Source organism: Streptomyces sp. ISL-87 (genome assembly GCF_018614095.1).
GTDB lineage: Bacteria > Actinomycetota > Actinomycetes > Streptomycetales > Streptomycetaceae > Streptomyces.
On the sequence record NZ_JAGGOY010000108.1, the window covers coordinates 23833 to 41284 of the forward strand.

General features: G+C 73.1%; 14 protein-coding genes and 1 pseudogene. 6 read left to right on the plus strand and 9 right to left on the minus strand.

Annotated features, from left to right (window positions below; translation table 11 throughout):
- Positions 1-63: 63 nt before the first annotated feature.
- The gene (locus J7I97_RS32185) at positions 64-960 is read left to right on the plus strand and encodes a DUF4231 domain-containing protein (protein ID WP_214942177.1); all 897 of its coding nucleotides are present in this window, start codon (positions 64-66) and stop codon (positions 958-960) included.
- Positions 961-986: 26 nt separating this feature from the next.
- Here J7I97_RS32185 and J7I97_RS32190 read toward each other — a convergent pair whose 3' ends face one another.
- The 4 genes from J7I97_RS32190 to J7I97_RS32205 form a co-directional block, all read right to left on the minus strand.
- The gene (locus J7I97_RS32190; protein WP_214942179.1) at positions 987-1466 is read right to left on the minus strand and encodes a hypothetical protein; all 480 of its coding nucleotides are present in this window, start codon (positions 1464-1466) and stop codon (positions 987-989) included.
- 111 nt (positions 1467-1577) lie between these two features.
- Complete coding sequence (locus tag J7I97_RS32195; RefSeq protein WP_214942182.1) at positions 1578-2462, minus strand: S1 family peptidase; 885 nt, start codon at positions 2460-2462, stop codon at positions 1578-1580.
- Between the two features lie 168 nt (positions 2463-2630).
- Positions 2631-3446, minus strand: a complete 816-nt coding sequence (locus tag J7I97_RS32200) for a DUF1684 domain-containing protein (protein WP_251049719.1) — start codon at positions 3444-3446, stop codon at positions 2631-2633.
- A 77-nt stretch (positions 3447-3523) separates the two neighbouring features.
- Positions 3524-4876 carry a DUF5685 family protein gene (locus J7I97_RS32205; RefSeq protein ID WP_214942188.1) on the minus strand — a complete coding sequence of 451 codons (1353 nt, stop codon included), beginning with the start codon at positions 4874-4876 and terminating at the stop codon, positions 3524-3526.
- A 284-nt stretch (positions 4877-5160) separates the two neighbouring features.
- Here J7I97_RS32205 and J7I97_RS32210 point away from each other — a divergent pair, with 284 nt between their 5' ends.
- Positions 5161-5619, plus strand: a complete 459-nt coding sequence (locus tag J7I97_RS32210) for a cell division protein SepF (protein ID WP_214942191.1) — start codon at positions 5161-5163, stop codon at positions 5617-5619.
- 9 nt (positions 5620-5628) lie between these two features.
- Here J7I97_RS32210 and J7I97_RS32215 read toward each other — a convergent pair whose 3' ends face one another.
- Both J7I97_RS32215 and J7I97_RS32220 read right to left on the minus strand, forming a co-directional pair.
- Entirely contained in the window at positions 5629-6798 is a 1170-nt protein-coding gene (locus J7I97_RS32215) for an acyl-CoA dehydrogenase family protein (protein WP_214942194.1), read from the minus strand.
- Between the two features lie 106 nt (positions 6799-6904).
- Positions 6905-8581: an MFS transporter gene (locus tag J7I97_RS32220; RefSeq protein ID WP_214942198.1), complete on the minus strand. Its 1677-nt coding sequence runs from the start codon at positions 8579-8581 to the stop codon at positions 6905-6907.
- A 289-nt stretch (positions 8582-8870) separates the two neighbouring features.
- Between J7I97_RS32220 and J7I97_RS32225 the strand changes: the two genes are divergently transcribed.
- The gene (locus J7I97_RS32225) at positions 8871-9980 is read left to right on the plus strand and encodes a glycosyltransferase family 39 protein (protein ID WP_308369326.1); all 1110 of its coding nucleotides are present in this window, start codon (positions 8871-8873) and stop codon (positions 9978-9980) included.
- A 223-nt stretch (positions 9981-10203) separates the two neighbouring features.
- Positions 10204-11316, plus strand: coding sequence for a phosphatase PAP2 family protein (locus tag J7I97_RS32230; protein WP_214942204.1), 1113 nt, complete (start codon positions 10204-10206; stop codon positions 11314-11316).
- A 459-nt stretch (positions 11317-11775) separates the two neighbouring features.
- Here J7I97_RS32230 and J7I97_RS32235 read toward each other — a convergent pair whose 3' ends face one another.
- From J7I97_RS32235 to J7I97_RS32245, 3 genes are all read right to left on the minus strand, one after another.
- On the minus strand, positions 11776-12786 hold the full coding sequence (locus J7I97_RS32235) for a YafY family protein (RefSeq protein WP_214942207.1): 1011 nt from the start codon (positions 12784-12786) through the stop codon (positions 11776-11778).
- Positions 12787-12852: 66 nt separating this feature from the next.
- Positions 12853-14133, minus strand: coding sequence for an ABC transporter substrate-binding protein (locus J7I97_RS32240; protein WP_214942211.1), 1281 nt, complete (start codon positions 14131-14133; stop codon positions 12853-12855).
- Positions 14111-14629 (minus strand): hypothetical protein, encoded by a 519-nt coding sequence (locus tag J7I97_RS32245; protein ID WP_214942214.1) that lies wholly within the window; start codon positions 14627-14629, stop codon positions 14111-14113. Before J7I97_RS32245 ends, J7I97_RS32240 begins: the two co-directional genes overlap by 23 nt.
- A gap of 100 nt (positions 14630-14729) precedes the next feature.
- On the opposite strand from J7I97_RS32245, the gene J7I97_RS32250 reads away from it, so the two are divergent.
- The gene (locus J7I97_RS32250) at positions 14730-15194 is read left to right on the plus strand and encodes a hypothetical protein (protein WP_214942217.1); all 465 of its coding nucleotides are present in this window, start codon (positions 14730-14732) and stop codon (positions 15192-15194) included.
- Positions 15182-17452 (plus strand): annotated as a pseudogene (locus J7I97_RS39190) (hypothetical protein); the annotation flags it as partial. The gene J7I97_RS32250 and the pseudogene J7I97_RS39190, both read left to right, overlap by 13 nt.

The following is a 17452-nucleotide window of genomic DNA, read 5'->3' on the forward strand; positions in this document are numbered from 1 at the left end:
GGACCTCGGCGTCCCCGCCGCCCCACCCAACAGCAGACTGGGGGGTTCGCTGTGACCGACAGCATGACCTTTCGAAACGAGGACCTGCCGGCCCTCTTCCACCACACCGACCAGGCGGCGGTCTCCCGGCAGCGGGAGTCCACCCAGGCCACGCGGGCCCAGCTGGTGCTGCTCGTGGCGGCCGCCGGGGCCGCCGCCCTGCCCTCGGGGCCCACGGTGGCCTCGCTGCACCTGTTCGGGGTGCTGAGCGTGCTCGCGTACGCCGGGGTGCTGGCCGTGGGCGTCCGGGCGACCCGGCGCAGGGCTCGCCCGCAGTGGCAGCTCAACCGCAGCGCGGCCGAGTTCATCAAGTCCCTGGCCTGGCGGTACGCCGTGCACGGCGCGCCGTTCGGCAGCGAGGTGAGCGGCGCTGAGGCTACGTACCGGACGCGGCTGGAAAAGGGCCTGGACGAGCTGCGCAAGATGGGCTGGGAGGATCCGCGGACCGCGGGCACGGTCCCGGAGGGCGGTGAGATCACCGGCGCGATGCACCGGCTGCGCGGGCTGGAATACCAGGTCCGGCGCGAGACCTACGTACGGGACCGGCTCATCGAGCAGCGCAACTGGTACCGGCGCAAGACGGAGGTGTCCCGGCGGGCGACGGCGCTGTGGTCGTGGACGATCGTGCTGCTGACCTGCCTGGGCCTGCTGTTCGCCCTGCTCGGGGCGTTCGGTTCGGGACCGGGGCCGAGGCTGACCGGGCTGCTGAGCTCGGCCGCCGCGGCCGCGATCGCCTGGAACGAGGTGCGGCGCCACCATCCGCTGATCGAGGCGCACACCCTGATCGAGCAGGACCTGGCGACGATGATGGTCGTGATGCAGACGACGATCACCGAGTCACATTGGCCATCCGCGGTGTACGAGACCGAGCGGTACGTCTCTCCGCAGCACACGGACTGGCTGGCCAGGCATAGCAGTTGACACCTCTGCGGCCGCGGGGGCGCGGCTCAGTCCCGGGTCACGCCCTCGCGCCAGATGACGGTGACGGGCTTTCCGAGGGCCCGCGCGTAGGCGACGATCTCGCCGGTTCCGCCGTGTCCGCGGGCCGGCAGGCCGTCCCAGACGGCCACGAGCCGGTCGCATGAGTCGGCGATGTACGTGCCGGCGGCGTAGTAGGCCTCGTCCGTGGAGCGGGCGAAGTCCATCCGGACCTCCTGGGTGGCCTGCCGCTTGAGCCGCCGGTAGCGGGCCAGGGCCTCGGCGTCCTCGAAGGCGTCCTCGTAGTCCCCGCTGGGGATGACCACCGTGAGGTCGGCGCCGCATTCCAGCGCGATGTCGGCGAAGAGCTGGTCCGCTCCCTCCGCGAGGCTGGAGAAGGCCTCCAGCGGCCCCTCGTGGCCGCCCAGTACGGCCCGCAGGCCGTCCTTCACGTGGCCCAGTACCTCGCGCGGTATCGACCGGTGCCCGGTCACGCCGATACGTTTCATGCGGAAACCTGCTCCCCCCGAGGACACCGACGCCCTGGACATCCTCCCAGAAGGCGGGAGGACGTCCAGGGGTGCGACGGGGCGCGCGGACGGGATCCGCACGGTGCCCGGTCAGTAGACGCTGACTCCGTAGGCGTTCAGGGCTTCCACGACGGGCTGGAAGAAGGTGGTTCCGCCGGAGGAGCAGTTGCCGCTGCCGCCCGAGGTGAGGCCGACCGCGCGGGTGGTGGAGTAGAGCGGGCCGCCGCTGTCGCCGGGCTCGGCGCAGACGTTGGTCTTGATCATGCCGTAGACGATGTCGCCGTTGCCGTAGTTGACGGTGGCGTTGAGGCCGGTGACGGAGCCGCTGTGGATGCCGGTGGTGGAGCCACGGCGGGTCACGGACATGCCGACCGTGGCGTTCACGGCGCTGGTGATGTCCTGGCTGCCGACGGTGCCCGGGTGGGACAGCGAGGTGTTGTCGTAGCGGATGAGGCCGTAGTCATTGGTCGGGAAGCTGGAGCCGGCCGTCGGGCCGATGGTGGTGGTGTGTGAGGAGTTGGTCCACCAGGTGCCCGCCCCGTCGGTGCAGTGGCCGGCGGTCAGGATGTAGTACGTGGTTCCGCTGCGCACGTTGAAGCCCAGCGAGCAGCGCCAGCTGGACGCGTAGATGGCGTCTCCGCCGGAGATCAGTTTGGTCAGTTTGCCGGGGGTGCGCTCGATGCGCAGGGCCGCGGCGTCGGCTCCGGCCTCACGTCTGATCTTCGCGAGGTCGGTGGCGCTGACGGTGGAGTCGGCGGTGACCACGAGGGTCCCGGTGGCGGGGTCGGTGTGCCAGGCGGTGCCCGCGACGTCGGCACGCAGAACGGACGCGCCGGCGGAGGCGAGCCGTTCGGCGCTGAATCCGCCGTCCTGCGGGTCGGCGCTCGCCGCGGTGGGCAAGGCCAGCGCGGCCACGGCGGCCAGGCCGGTGGCCACCGCGAGCAGCCTGGTACGGGTGATGCTCTTGATCCTCACTTCTCGTCCTCCCGGAAGGGATCGGGGGCCCGGCGAACGTGGGGGTGCCGGTGCCCGTGAGGCGCAGTCGGGGGCACGGCGGGCGCATGGGCTCGTATCGTGCTCCTGACGCGCCCCTGACAATTCCTCGACCAGCCCTCGAAAAGCACTGTCGGGAGTGTCCTGGCGTCAGATACCGGTCGCAAGGGCGTCTTTCAGCCGCCGCTCACCCGCCGCGACCTCGAAGGGCAGAGTGTTCCCCGGCGGGGGGAAGGGACAGATGAAGTGGTCCGCGAAGGCGCAGGGCGGCAACACGGCCCGGTTGAAATCCACGGTAACCGAACCCCCGGCGCCTGGGACGCCGGGCTTGAGGAAGCGGAACCGGTAGCTGGAACGGCCGCCGGTGGTATCGCCGAAGACGGCCCAGAGGCTGCCGTCGTCCTCATCCACGGCCACCTGGAGGGTGTGTTCAGCGCCCTGGTACGAGAAGCTCAGTTCGCCGCCGAGGCCGAGTCCGCGCTCCCGCCCGTCGGCGTTCTCCACCTGCACGGTCCGGTCCTCGCCGTAGGGGCGGAAGCGGCCGGGCAGCGCGAAGGCGGGGTCGTAGGGGGTGGCCTCGATGCCGGTGAAGGCCGCGCGGGCCTTGGAGGCGGGGTCGAAGACCCGCACCGCCCAGTCCCCTTCACGCCGGATCACGACGAGGCGCACGTCCCCGGCGGCGATCCGGGAGTGCGCGGGCGAGCCCTCGTCGGCGGCGAGTACGGCGTCACCGGTGAAGGGCCGCCCGTCGAGGCTGATGCCGTCGCCGGGGGCGGCGCTCAGCGCCACCCCGCCGTCGGTGGCGCGCCAACGCCCCGGAACGGCCGGAATTCGACCGTCCGTGTCATCGGCGAGCCAGTGGGTGCCCGTCAGGGAGAGCGGACCGTACGGAGCGGACACCGTGTCCACCCGATGCTCGTGCCACTTCGCCCAGTCGGCGTGCGGGTCATTTGCGTCATCACTCATGCCGCTCAACCCTTCCACGCCGGTCCGGACGGGAACCATGGGGTACGCCGTCCGGACCTGTTAAATCTGAAAGGGTCTCAGCAGTCGCAGCCGCAGCCATCGCAGCAACAGCCGTCACAGTTGCAGCAGCCGTCACAGCTGCCACAACCGGGATCGCCGCCGCAGTCACAGGCCTCGCACCACGCGTCCCGCTTCTTGCGGGACCACGGGCCCTCGTGTTCCGTACAGCAGAGCTGGCAGGTGCAGAACAGCCCGAGTGCCACCGCGCAGCCGGCGAGGAGCCCGCGGCGCGGCTTCTGCGGGGGCAGCCCGCCGGGCCCGCCCGGGCCGCCCGGGCCGCCCGGGCCCATCGGCGGAGGCATCCCGGGACCACCGGGGCCGGCCGGGGTACCGGGGCCGTACGGCCCTCCCCCGTACGGCCCGCCCCCGTGCGGGCCGCCCCCGTGCGGGCCGCCCCCGTACGGGCCGCCCCCGTACGGGCCGCCCCCGTACGGGCTGCCCGAGCCCGGGTTGTCGTATCCCTGCGGCGGCGCCCCGTAGCCCGCGCCCGAGTTCATGCCGACGTGGCCGCAGCTCGTGGTCCCGAAGGCCCGGTCCACCGAGGTGCGCAGCTCGTGGACCAGCAGCCGGTGTGCCAGCCCCGCGTCGGCGAACTCGGCCTCGCGCAGCGCCAGCCGGATGCCCTGGAGGGCGTCGTCGCACAGCCGCCGCGCCTCGGTGAGGGAGGTCCCGGTGGCCGTGAGCGGGTTCCAGGCGCCCGCCGCGGCGTCGGCGGCCTGGTCCTCCACGGCGTCCAGCAGGTGTGCGAGCCGCCCGAAGTACCGGCCGGCCTCGGCGAGGGCTGCGGTGTTGCCTGGCCGTCCCGCGAGGACCGCGGTATGCGCGAAGGCGGCGGCGGTCGCGGTCTCCGTCGGCTCGGTCACCACGAGCACGGGAGTGCCGAGCCCGGCCAGGGTCTCGATGCCACCCTGCCGGTCCACCGCGTCCACGAGCACCGCGGTGTCGAAGCCGAGCGAGGCCCCGGTACGCGCGCCGGCCCGGTCCCAGCCGCGCGCCACTTTGCGCGCGGCGGCGGCTATGGGGGCGCGGGCCAACAGGCCGTCCCGGTCGGCCACGTGGTCCCGTACCTTCGCGGAGGCCAGCACGAGCGAGACGGCGGCCGCGAGCCGGGCGCCCTCGCCGTTGGCCACGGGTGCAGTGCGCATCCCGCGCAGCGGGCAGGGACCGGCGGTGCGCCGGGTACCCGCCGCGGGACCGGACTGAGCCTCCGTCAGAACGGAGACGAGCAGCCCGTCGTAGTTGGTGACGATTCGGGCGAACTGGCCGTGATCACCGCGAAGTGCCAGGCAGAGACCGCAGAGATGGGCCATCCACTCCGTCTTGAACCGCTCGCCCAGCCGGTGCGTGCAGGGCCTGACGATGCCGAACAATGTGCTTCCCCCGTGTGTCATACGCATGCTTGCGGGGCATCGTATCCAGCCAGGTCGTTCACCCGTACGCCCCCACTGCTCACCCGCCCGGTGGCAGCGGTCGTATTTTCACTCAGTCAGCAGTGGTAGCTGCCAGGAACCTTGACCGTGCAACGGATGTTCTGCACCAGTACCGTCACGAAACCCCTGCGCGGCGACTATCCACTTGGCGCGTTGTCAGCATCATGGACGACCATAGGGATGCGGAGAAGAAGACAGACTGATCGCGGTGAAAGGAGGCGTCCATGGGTTCGGTGCGCAAGGCGAGTGCCTGGTTGGGTCTCGTGGAGGACAGCGACGACGAGCGGTACTACGACGACGACTACGCGGAGGCGGTGGAGCGGCAGCACGGCTCGGTCTCCGGCCCCGGCGACCAGTGGGTCACCGACCCCCGGGTCAAGGTGGCCTCGGAGTCGGCCGTCGAGCAGGGCCGGCGGATCGCGACCCTGACCCCGGACGGCTTCCGTGACGCGCGCGGCATCGGCGAACTGTTCCGCGAGGGCGTCCCGGTGATCGTGAACCTGTCGTCCATGGACCCGGGCGACGCGAAGCGCGTGGTCGACTTCGCGGCCGGCCTGACCTTCGGGCTGCGCGGTTCGATCGAGCGGGTGGCGACCAGGGTCTTCCTTCTGACCCCGGCCGACACCCAGATCGTGAGCGGCGAGCCCACGGGGCGCTCGCGCGACTTCTTCAACCAGAGCTGAGCAGGGCCCTCACCGGAAGGCGTCAAGCCCGGTGAGCGCCTTACCCAGCACCAACTGGTGCATCTCGACGGTGCCCTCGTAGGTGAGGACCGATTCGAGGTTGGTGGCGTGCCGCATGACGGGGTATTCGAGCGAGATCCCGTTGGCCCCGAGGATCGTCCGCGCGGTGCGGCAGATCTCGATGGCCTCGCGGACGTTGTTGAGCTTGCCGAAGCTGATCTGCTCGGGCCGCAGAGTGCCCGCGTCCATCCGCCGTCCCAGGTGGTGGGCGAGCAGGATCCCCTTGTGGAGTTCCAGCGCCATGTCCGCGAGCTTGGCCTGGGTGAGCTGGAAGCCGCCGATGGGCTTGCCGAACTGCTCCCGCGTCTTCGCGTAGCCGAGCGCGGACTCGAAACTGGCGCGCGCCGCGCCCATGGAACCCCAGATGATCCCGTACCGCGCGTGGCTGAGGCAGCCCAGCGGTCCCTTGAGCCCCGTGACGCCCGGAAGCACCGCGTCCGCGGGCAGCCGTACGTCGTCCATCACCAGCTCGCTGGTCACCGAGGCGCGCAGCGACCACTTGTGCTTGATCTCGGGCGCGGAGAAGCCGGCGGTGTCGGTGGGTACGGCGAACCCCCGGATCCCCTCGTCGGTCTGCGCCCACACCACGGCGACGGCCGCGACGCTGCCGTTGGTGATCCACATCTTGCGTCCGTTGAGCACCCAGTCGGCGCCGTCGCGCTTGGCGTAGGTGCGCATGGCGGCGGGGTCGGAGCCGACGTCGGGCTCGGTCAGCCCGAAGCAGCCGATCAGCTCGCCGGCCGCCATGCCGGGGAGCCAGCGCTGCTTCTGCTCCTCGGAGCCGTACTTCCAGATCGCGTACATGGCGAGGGAGCCCTGTACGGAGACCAGGGACCGGATCCCGGAGTCGGCGGCCTCCAGCTCCAGGCAGGCCAGGCCGTACTGCACGGCACTGGCGCCGGCGCACCCGTATCCCTGGAGGGACATCCCGAGTGCGCCGATCGCCCCGAGCTCGCGGGCGATCTCCCGGATCCCGGGGAGCTCGCCCTTCTCGTACCACTCGGCGATGTGGGGCAGGACGCGGTCGGCGGCCCAGCCGCGGACGGTGTCGCGGACGGCGAGATCCTCGGGGGTGAGCAGCTCGTCGAGGCCGAGCGGATCGGTGGGAACGAAGGACACGTGGCCTCCCGGCGGCCTGAGGACGAAACCTAGCGGTGCAAGTTTGTCGGCCGACCCGGCCCTCGGTCCACCCCCTCCGGCTCCGCGCAGCGGGAGCCGGCCTGAGTCAGACCGCGCGCCCGGGGAGGCCGCCGACGGCCGGGTCGCGCTCGGCGCTCGCCTGCGCGGGGAGGCGTACGGCCTCGGCCTCGGCCGCGTCGGGACACTCCATGGTCCGCGGCAGCTTCAGCGCCATCGCCGCCCCCGTGAACAGCAGCAGGGCGCTGACCACGAGCGTGACGTGCAGCCCGTGCACGAAGGCATGCCGAGCTGCGGCATGGAGCGAGGCCCCCGCCGGCCCACTCAGGTGCGCCGCGATCTGATACGCCTCGCCGAGCGAGTTCGAGGCGCCGGCCGACTCGGCCGCCGAGACTCCCGGAACATGCGCCAGCCCCGGCGCGTACGCGGCGTTCATCACACTGCCGAGCAGGGCGATGCCCATGCCCGCGCCGAGCTGGTACGAGGTCTCCCCGATGGAGGCGGCCCCGCCCGCCGTGGCCGCCGGGGCCTCGCTCAGCATCGACTCGTACGCCGCGAACAGCGTGGTCTGGAGCCCGAAGCCGAGCAGGATGAACCCCACGTTGAGGAGCAACGGCCGGTCGTGCTCGCCCATGAACGTCAGCAGCAGCACCGCGAACGCCGTCAGCAGGAAGCCCAGCGACACCATCGTGCGCGGCCCGATCCGGGCCAGGGTGTACGAGCCGGTGGCGCCCGCGGCCATGGCGGCGAAGGTGAGCGGCAGCAGCCGCAGGCCGGTCTCCAGCGGGCTGAGGTGCAGGACGAGCTGGAGGTACTGGACGGCGATCAGCTCAAGGCCGACCAGAGCCAGCATGGCGAGCACGATGCAGGCCACGGAGGTGGAGAAGGCGGGACGGGAGAACATCCGCATGTCGATCAGCGGGTGCTCGCGCCGCTTCTGACGCCGCACGAACAGGATCAGCAGCGCCGCGCCGAGCACCAGCGGTACCAGCGCCCCGGGATCGGCCAGCGCCCGCTCCGCGCCGATCCGCTTGACTCCGAGGACCGCGCCGAGCACACCGGCGGCGGCCATCAGCGCGCCGACCACGTCCCACGGCCCGTCGGAGGATCCCTTGGACTCGGGCAGCAGCCAGCGGCCGAGCGGCAGGATCAGCGCCATCAGCGGGATGTTGATGAGGAAGACCGAGCCCCACCAGAAGTGCTGGACGAGGAAGCCGCCCAGTACGGGACCGCTGGCCGCGCCGATCGCGGCGACGGCGGTCCATATGCCGATGGCGAGGGCGCGCTCGCGCCGCTCGGGGAAGACCTGGCGCAGGATCGACAGGGTGGCCGGCATGATCATCGCGCCACCGATGCCGAGCAGGGCGCGGGCGGCGATGAGTACCTGGGCGTTGTCGGCGAGGGCCGCGATCGCGGAGGCCGCGCCGAAGAGCCCGTAGCCGAGGATCAGTATCCGGCGGCGGCCGACCCGGTCCCCGAGGGTGCCGAAGAGGATCAGCAGCGCGGCGCAGACCAGCGGGTAGGCGTCGACGATCCAGAGGAGTTCGATCGAGCCGGGGCGCAGGTCCTCGGTGATGGAGGGAACGGCGACGTGCAGGATCGTCGCGTCGAGCGCGACGAGCACCAGGCTGACGCAGAGGACGGACAGGACGAGCCAGCGGTTTGCCCCGCCGGAGACCGCGTGCAGCCTCTGCCGGAGGGAAGGGGCCTGGTGGTCACCGGCGGTGCCGGCGGACCTGCGGCCGACCGCGTTCGTCACCGACATGCATGTACCTCCCAGGTGATCCCTCGCACTCGGCGGACCAGCGTCTGGTGGAGCCACCGGGGTGTGGTTGCCCTGTGCGGCGCCCTACGGGGTCCGGCATCGACACGCGAGTGAACGGTCAGCGTACGCGAGTTCGTCAGTGCCCCACGTGGTCAAGCTCTCATCGCGACGGCGGCCTCCGTGTGGTGTGCGCCACTCGCGCCACCCTGCCCCTTCCCCCGCGTACACGCATGCTCACGGCCTGTGGTTCTCGGCCTTCATCCCTCGCACGCCCTCGATAATCGTGCGTGTGAAAGATCTTGGGTTCCGCCGGGTCGCACCCGCGCTGGCCGTCTTCGCGGCGGTCCGGCTGCTCGGGCTGGCCGTGCTCGGCGTGTGGGGGGCGGCAGCCGGCAGCAGTCCGCACACGCTGCTGTCGGCGCGTTGGGACTCCCTCTGGTACGCCCGGATCGCCGCCGAGGGGTACGGATACGAGGTGGTCCTCCCGAACGGGGACGTCCACTCCAACCTGGCGTTCTTCCCACTGCTGCCCTGGCTGGAGCGGCTGGTGGCGGCGCCCACCGGGCTGTCGTACGGCTCCGCGGGCCTGGTGGTCTCGGCGGTGGCCGGGCTCGCCGCGGTCTGGGGGATCTTCGCGGTGGCGGACTCCCTCTACGGCCGCCGGGCGGGCGTCCTCGCGGTGGCGGTCTGGGCCGCGCTGCCCGTCGGCGTCGTGCAGTCCATGGCCTACAGCGAGTCGCTGTTCACCGCGCTCGCCGCCTGGGCTCTGTACGGGGCGCTGCGCGGGCGGTGGGTGACGGCGGGCCTGCTCGCGGCGGGGGCGGGACTGACCCGCCCGGTCGGTGCCGCGGTAGTGGCCGCCGTGTGGGTCGCCGCCGTAGTGGCCTGGCGGCGCGGGGAGCGGTCCTGGCGGATGGCGGCCGGAATGCTGCTGGCCCCGCTGGGGGCGGCGGCGTACGTGCTGTGGGTCGCGTCGAGCACCGGCGGCGGGCTGCTCGGCTACCTGGATGTGCAGAGTGGCTGGGGCAACGGCTTCGACGGGGGCTGGGCCTTCGCCCGCTTCATCGGCACGAAGCTGGCCTCCTCGGCCTTCCTCGCGGGCGTCGGCCTGATCGCGGGCGTCGCGCTGGTGCTGTGGCTGTACTGGCTGTGCCTGCGCCAACGGCAGCCCGCCGCGCTGCTCGTGTACTGCGGGCTCGTGGTGGCCCTCGCGCTGTGCGCCTCGGGGTACTTCGGCTCCAAGCCCCGGCTGCTGCTTCCGGCATTCCCGCTGCTGCTGCCGGCGGCGGTGGCCCTGGCCCGGTGGCGGACCGGGCGGGCGGCCGCGGTGCTGGGGTCGGTGGCCCTGGCGTCGGCGGTGTACGGGGCGTTCTGGCTGAACGGCTCGGGGCCGCCGTAGCACCCGCATGCCCCTGATCATCTTTGGGCAGGGAAATTAGTGCGCGGCAATAAAGTCCGCGTGAGTGCGCGAAGAATTGGCCGGGCGATGGATCAAGGCGACCCCAACCAATGCTGCAATAAAGGGAATTAAGTCCCGTGTGAGACCAACTCCACATCACATGGTCATCACAAAGCCCGCGATTCGACCGGGCTGCGCAGTGGCGCGCGGTAACGTCGATTCAGTGCGTACCGAACATTTCCTGACCCGTCTGGACCGGGCCTTCGCCCGGCTGGACCGGGAACCAGAGCGACCGGCTCATCTGCAAACACCGCGGATGAGCCGGCACCGCGTCGTGCTCCTGGCATCGACCCTGGCCTTCTACCTCGCCATCGTGGTGGCCGTGATGACCACCTCCTGGCTGGTCCGGCTGGACTGGCAGATCATGTTCTTCCGGCCCTACGAGCAGTGGCCGCAGCTGCACGCCTTCCTCGACTACCTCGTCGTACTCGGCCAGCGCGGACCCACCGCGGTCATGGTCGCCGCCTGGCTCGGCTGGCGCTCCTGGCGGCAGCACACCCTGCGCCCGCTGATCACCCTCGGCGTGTCACTGCTGCTGCTCAACATCACCGTCGGCGCCGTCAAGCTCGGCCTCGGCCGGCTCGGCCCGCACTACGCCCGCCAGATCGGCTCCGCCGAACTCTTCGCGGGCGGCGATATATTCCCCTCCGGCCACACCGCCAATGCCGTCGTGACCTGGGGGATCCTGGCCTACCTGGCCTCCACCACGGTCACCCGGCGGGTGCTGTCCGTGGTGTCCGCGGTCGTCTCGCTCAGCGTCGGCGCCACCACCGTGTACCTCGGTACGCACTGGGTCAGCGATGTACTGCTCGGCTGGTCCGCGGGCCTGCTGATCCTGCTGGCGCTGCCCTGGTTCGAGCCGCTGATCGCCCGGGTCGAGGCCCATGTCTTCGCGCTCCGCGAGCGGATGCGCCGCCGTCTGGAGACCGGGCGGGTGCCCGCCCCGGTCGCGGTCGCGCTCACCCCGCTGCTCTCCGCGGGCGGAAAGTGGCAGCTGGTACGCGATGCCGACGCGGGTGAGGGCGGTGAGCCCGGCGTGCCCGTGGCGGTACCCGCCCCGGCCGGCGCGCCCGCGGTCCCCGTCGGGCACGCGCCCGCGCCCCGGCCCGCCCCGCACCTGCCCGCCCCGCACCTGCCCGGCCCGCACCTGCCCGGCCGGCCGCACGTCATCCGTTCCGAGCGGACCCCGGTCACCCCGGCCGGCAGCCGCCGCCCGGCGGCGCCCGAGCGGGCCGCCGCCCGGGGGGCCTCGGCCCGTCCGGTCGCCGGCGGCTGAGCCGCCCGGCCGGCGGGGGCGGTACGCACAGCCTCCCCGTACGGCACACACACCCACCATCGCGGCGGGCCGGGTCACTCCCGGCCCGCCGCGGTCGTTTGGGGGTGACCGCCTATTGGGGGGCGACCGTCGATTGGGGGGCGGCCGTCCATTGGGGGACCACTGCCGTTGGGGACCACCGCCCGTTGGGGGCCACCGCCCATTGGGCCCGGCCGTCAGCCGCGCGCCGGTACGTTCGTCCGTCCCGGGTCACGCTTGTGTCACGGGATGTCGACAGTTCCTGGACAGAGGAGTCTTGATCCCGACCGGCGGACAAATGCACCCGCGCAATTCTTTTCCGGCCCTCGGGAACGCCCGCCGCAGAAGCTCTTTCGAATTCCCGCCGAGCGCCCTTGAATTCCTGTCCGGGATTGCTCGCGGCGGGCTCGGCGCGAGCCATATGAACTCCCCTCAGATTCGTTACATCTTCTTCACTGCCGCCGGGGTCCGCTCTGCCGAAGGATCCGGCGCCGCGTCCACGGCCCGCCCCAGCAGGTCCCGCAGAGACCTGATCCGCTCGGTCAGCTCCGGCGGATCGACCACTTCGAACTCACAGCCGAGCAGCATGATGTGGATCACCAGCACGTCGAGGTTCACCGCTCCGGTGCGCAGCAGGCAGCTCTGCCCGTCGACCGGCTCCAGCGCCCCGTCGGACGGCCCGATGATCCGCGCCGCCTCCTCCGCCGGGATCTTCAGCCGCACCAGCGCCTGGGCCGCGTACGCGCGCTGCGCCACGCCCTGGGAGACGTACGCGGCGAGGTCCTCGGCGGGCGCGGGGCGCGGGGTGAACCGCGGGCCGTGCGGCGGTCTGGGCTCGATCCTGTCGGCGCGGAAGGTCCGCCAGTCCTCCCGGTCCAGGTCCCAGGCGACCAGGTACCAGCGCCGTTCGGTGCACACCAGCCGGTGCGGCTCCACCGTGCGGCGGGTGACGGCCCCCTCGTGGTCCCGGTATCCGAAGCGCAGCCGCTCGTTGTCCCGGCACACGGTGGCGAGCTCGGTGAGGACGGTCGCGTCGACGGTGGACCGCTGCGGCCCGCGCAGCATCGGCACGGTGAACTCGTTCAGCGCCGATACCCGCCGCCGCAGCCGCCCCGGCAGCACCTGCTCCAGCTTGGCCAGGGCCCGTACGGAGGCCTCCCCGATCCCCTCGACGCCGTTTCCGGCGGCCGTCCGCAGCCCCACGGCGACGGCCACGGCCTCGTCGTCGTCCAGCAGGAGGGGCGGCAGCTCGGCCCCGGCTCCCAACTGGTACCCGCCGCCCGTCCCGGGGCTGGCGTTCACCGGATAGCCGAGCTCCCGCAGCCGGTCCACGTCCCGCCGCACCGTGCGCGGAGTGACACCGAGCCGGTCGGCGAGATCGGCCCCGGTCCATTCGCGGTGGGCCTGCAAGAGGGACAGCAGGCGCAGCAGTCGTGCGGAGGTCTCCAGCATGCCCCGAGTCTGCCAGCGCCCTTTCCCCTCCCCCTGCTGGGGCCGGGGCGGTCGGGGCCGGGGCGGTCAGGGCCGGTACGGGAGCTGGGGTACGTCGAAGCAGTTGTCGGTCATCTCCCCGCCCTGGGTCACCCAGCCCCTGCCGTCCTGCCAGCGGGCCACGGACAGGCAGGTCCGCCGCGTGGCGGGCGGGTCCGGGGAGGGGACGTAGGAAACGGGCAGCAGCAGTCCGCGCGCGGTGTACGGCTCGGGGCGCTCCAGGAAGCGTTCGACACACGGACGAGTGAGGTCCGGCAGACAGGAGCGGGCCGCGTCGGTGAACCACATGGCGGCCGCCCAGCCTTCGAGCTGCCACTGGGACAGGACCCGATGGCCGGCGGCCCGCATCGCCGTCCGGAACTCGGCGACGGCCGGATCGGCGGCGTCGGCGTGGTTGCGGCTGGAGCCGGTCACCCAGAGGGAGTTGCGGCACTGCGGGGCGCCCGCGAAGTCCTCCCCGACCCGGTCGTTCCAGTTCTGCACGTTGGTGACCTTGGCCTTGACCCGTACCCCGGCCGCGTCCATCGCCTCGCACAGCTTCGCGTTGCCGTGGCTGTCGAGGGCGTCGAAGACCAGGTCGGTGCCGCGCGCCCGCAGGTCGGCGGCCACCGCCCGGTAGTTGGGCAGTGCGAAGTCCACCTGCTCGGGGACCACCTCGTATCCCTCCGCGCGCAGCCCGTCGGTGATCTGGCGGGCGTAGCCGGCCGAGGCGGCCTGGTTGTAGGCGACCACGGCGGCGGTCCTGGCCCCCTGCTCGCGCTTGAACCACCGGTACACCTCGGTGCCGCCGTAAAGGGTGCCGCCCCAGCCGGGGGCCTTGCCGTCGCGGGGGGACTGGCTGCCGTAGATCCCGTACAGGTGCGGGTAGGTGTCGTACGCCGTCCCGAGGGGCTGGCCGCCGATGTCGGGCACGCCCGCGCGGCTGACCTGCGCGGCGCCCGCGTAGTCGAGGGAGGTGGTGGCGACGAGCGCGAACACCCGCTCGTCGTCCACGAGCCGGCGTACACAGTCGTTGTTGCCGATGCCACTGCCGCCGTCGTCGCAGTCGACCGCCTCGATCCGGCGGCCGTCGAGCCCGCCGCGCGCGTTCAGCGCGGCGAAGTACGCGCGGGCGCCCTCGCCCGGGCCGGTGAACGCATCACCGCCGACGGGGCTGGTGACGCCGGCGATGATCCCGACGCGGATACTCCCGCCGGCCGCGGGAGCCGAGGAGTGGAACGCGCTTTCCGGCAGCCGGCTGCCGCAGGCGGCGCTCGCCGTCAGCAGCGCCGCGAGCAGCAGGGTCTCAGCAGCCCGGAGCAGACGCATTGCCGCTGAGCTTGACCAGCGCGCAGAGCGTCTTGACGGAGACCTTCCAGACGCCGTCCTGGAGGACCGAGTTCCCCTTGCTGTCGGGCAGCGCCGTGGTGCCGCCGACGAGCAGGTCGTACGTCACCCGGGCTTCGGTGGCCGAGGTGAAGTCGACGGCGGTCACCTTGGCCGAGGACTTGGCGGCATTGGGGTCGGCGGCGAAGCCGGCCAGCAGGGGCCCGAGCCGCTCGCCGTTCTCGAGCAGCCTCGTCTTCTCCTCGGCGGGGACCGTGCCGTCGAAGAAGGCCGTCCAGTTCTCCTCGATCTGCGCCTTGGCGGCTGCGGGATCGGTCGGCCCGCTGGTGGGGGTCGGCACGACGGGCACCACGACCGAGGGGGTCTGCGCCGGACCGCCGTCCCCCGAGTCCGACGAACAGCCCGCGGCGGCGGGTGCGAGGAGGAGTACCGCGGCCGCGGCCCACGCGGCACTGCGGGGGTGTCTGCTCAGGACCATCTGGCTCACCACCGGTGTCCGAGCGAGCCGGTCGGCTCGATGCTTCCAGAGTCGGTGCCTTCCGGACACGGTGCAAGAAATGGGCGGTGTGGGGCGCGGTATGCGAGTTCCTCGGCGACCGGACGGGCCCGGGCCCCCGCCCCTGCCTCTGTGGGCGGGCCTCGGCGCGGTGGTGTGCGGGGTGCTGCTGTGCGTGGCGGGCTGGTACGGGGTCTCCGGCGAGCGGTTCGCCGAGCGGCAGCTCCCGTACCTGGCGTCGTGCACGGTCCCGGGCGCGGCGCTGCTGGTGGCGGGCGCGGTCCTGCTCACGCGCTGGCCGTCTGCGGAGCCGTCCACGCCGGTTGTTCCCCCTGCCCACGTTGTTCCCCCTGCGCCGGTTGTTCCCCCTGCCCCCGTCTCCTGGGCGGTGGCCCGTTCCTCCGGTCCCCTCGTACGGGTTCCGGGCGGATCGCTGGCCCACCGGCCGGACTGCCCGCTCGTCGACGGCCGCGCGGAGGTGTCGCCGGCCGCCGATGCGGACGGCCTGAGCCCGTGCCCGGTATGCGAGCCGCCGTGGCCTCTCTGACGTACGAGCTCACGCTGGCCGGGCTGACGGTGGGCAGCGCGGCGGCGCTGACCGGGATCGGGCTGATCGTGACGTACCGCGCGACCGGGGTGCTGAACCTGGCGCACGGGGCGGTGGCCATGCTGTGCGCGTACGTGATGCGCGAGCTGGTGGTGGGGCGGTCGGTCCCGGTCCCCGCGGCGGCGGCGGTGACGGTCCTGCTGGCGGCTCCCTTGCTGGGTCTCCTCCTCCACCTGGTGTTCTTCCGCCCGGCGGACTTGGCGGCGGACCTGATGAGGTCGATCGGCGTCTTCGTCCTGCTCATCGGGGTGGGGGTCGCGGTGTGGGGGACGGGCGCCCGGACGGACGCGCCGGTGTTGTTCCGCTCCGAGCCGTGGCCCCAGCTGGCGACCGTCGCCCTGCTCGGACTGCTGGTCGCGTGGGTGACCCGGCGGACCCCGTTCGGCCGGGATCTGCGGGCCGTGGTCGACAACCGGGCCCTCGCGACGCTGGGCGGCATCCACACCACCCGCATGGCGGCGGCCGGCTGGGCCTTCGGCTCGGCGACGGCCGGCCTGACCGGGATCCTGCTGGCCCCTTACGTCCGCCTCGACCCGTACGGGCTGCCGCTGCTGGTCCTGGAGGTCCTGGCGGTGGCGGTGGCCGCCCGGATGAAGAGCATCCCGGTCGCCGTCCTGGTCGCCCTCACCGTGGCAGTGGCCCAGTCCCAGCTCACCCGCTTCCACCCGCCCGGCTGGCCCGGCCCCCTCCTCCAGGCCCTCTCCGCCAACCTCTTCGCGGCCGCCCTCCTCCTGACAGCCCTCCTGACCCCGCCCGACCGCCACCCCGTCCGCCCCGGCCTCCGTACGGCCCCAGCCACACCCGGCCCGGCCCCGGCCGCCGCCGAACCACCCCCGGGCCCAACCACACCCCCACCGGGTGCAGGCGAAGCCGATGCCGAGCCGAGCCCGGCCGCCGCTGAACGACGCCCAGGCCCAGCCACACCCGGACAAGGCACGGGCCCTGCCGCTGCCGAACCACACCCAAGCCCGACCACATCCCCACCGGTTGCAGGCCCAGACGCTGCCGAACCACCCCCAACCCCAACCACACCCCGACTGCGTGCAGGCGAAGCCGATGCCGAGGCGGGCCCGGGGCCGGCCGGCCCCCGGCTGGGTGCGGGCCCGGCCGCTGGCCGACGTCGGGCGGGCCCGGGCCGACGTCGGGCGGGGTGGGTGGCGGCTTTGCGGCCCGCGGCGTGGGGGGCGGCCCTACGGGCGGCAGTGTGCGCGGCGGGCCGACGGCCGGTGGCGCGGGCGGTGGCCGTGTTGGCCGGCGGGGTGCTGCTGATGCCGTTGCGGTTCCCGGGCGGCGGGGGCGCGCTCCAGGTGCCCGCGCTCGCGGTGGTCCTGCTGTCGCTGGTCGTCGTGACCGGCCGGGGCGGGCAGCTCTCCCTCGGGCAGGCGGCGTACGCCGGTCTCGGCGCGCTGTTCACCGCCCGGCTGGCGGGTGCCGGCGTGCCCGGGCTGCTGGCCCTCGGACTCGCGGTCGTGCTCGTCGCCCCGCTCGGCCTACTCACCGGCGCCCCCGCGATCCGCCGCCGCGGGCCGGCGTTGGCGCTGGTCACCCTCGCGGTGGGGGTGATGGTGAGCCGTTTCGTCCTCACCCAGCCGTACGCGACGGTCGGAGTACGCCTGGCCCGTCCCCCCAGATTCACCGACGACCGCGCGTACTACGCCCTGGAGCTCGTCCTCCTCGCCGCATCCCTGGCGGCGGTGGCCGCGCTGCGCAGAGGCCGCTCGGGCCGCGCCTTCGCGGCGCTACGAGACCACGAGGACGCCGCCGCGGCGGCGGGGGTCCCCGTCCCCCGCCTGAAACTCCTGGCCTTCGTGGCGGGCGCCGCCCTGGCCGCCCTGGGCGGCGGCCTGCTGGGCATGGCCGTCCAGGCCTTCGATCCTGAGGCGTTCGACCCGGTCCGGGGCCTGCTCTGGTTCGCGGCGGTCGCGGCCGTGGGCGCCGACAGCCTCCTGGGCGCCCTCGTAGCCGCCGCCCTCCTGGTAGCCCTCGACGCAACCACCCCCGGCACCTCCGCCCTCCCCGCCCTCCTCATCGGCCTCCTGGCAGCCCTCTCCACCCGTCTCCGCCCCTCCCCACCCGAACGACCCCCACCACCGCCGCCCTCGCCCGATCCCCAACCAGCCCGCGCCCCGCCGCCCGGTCGGAGCCCGGCACCGGCGGCGCAGCCCCAGCCCAGCCCCCAACCACCCGCCACCCCCACC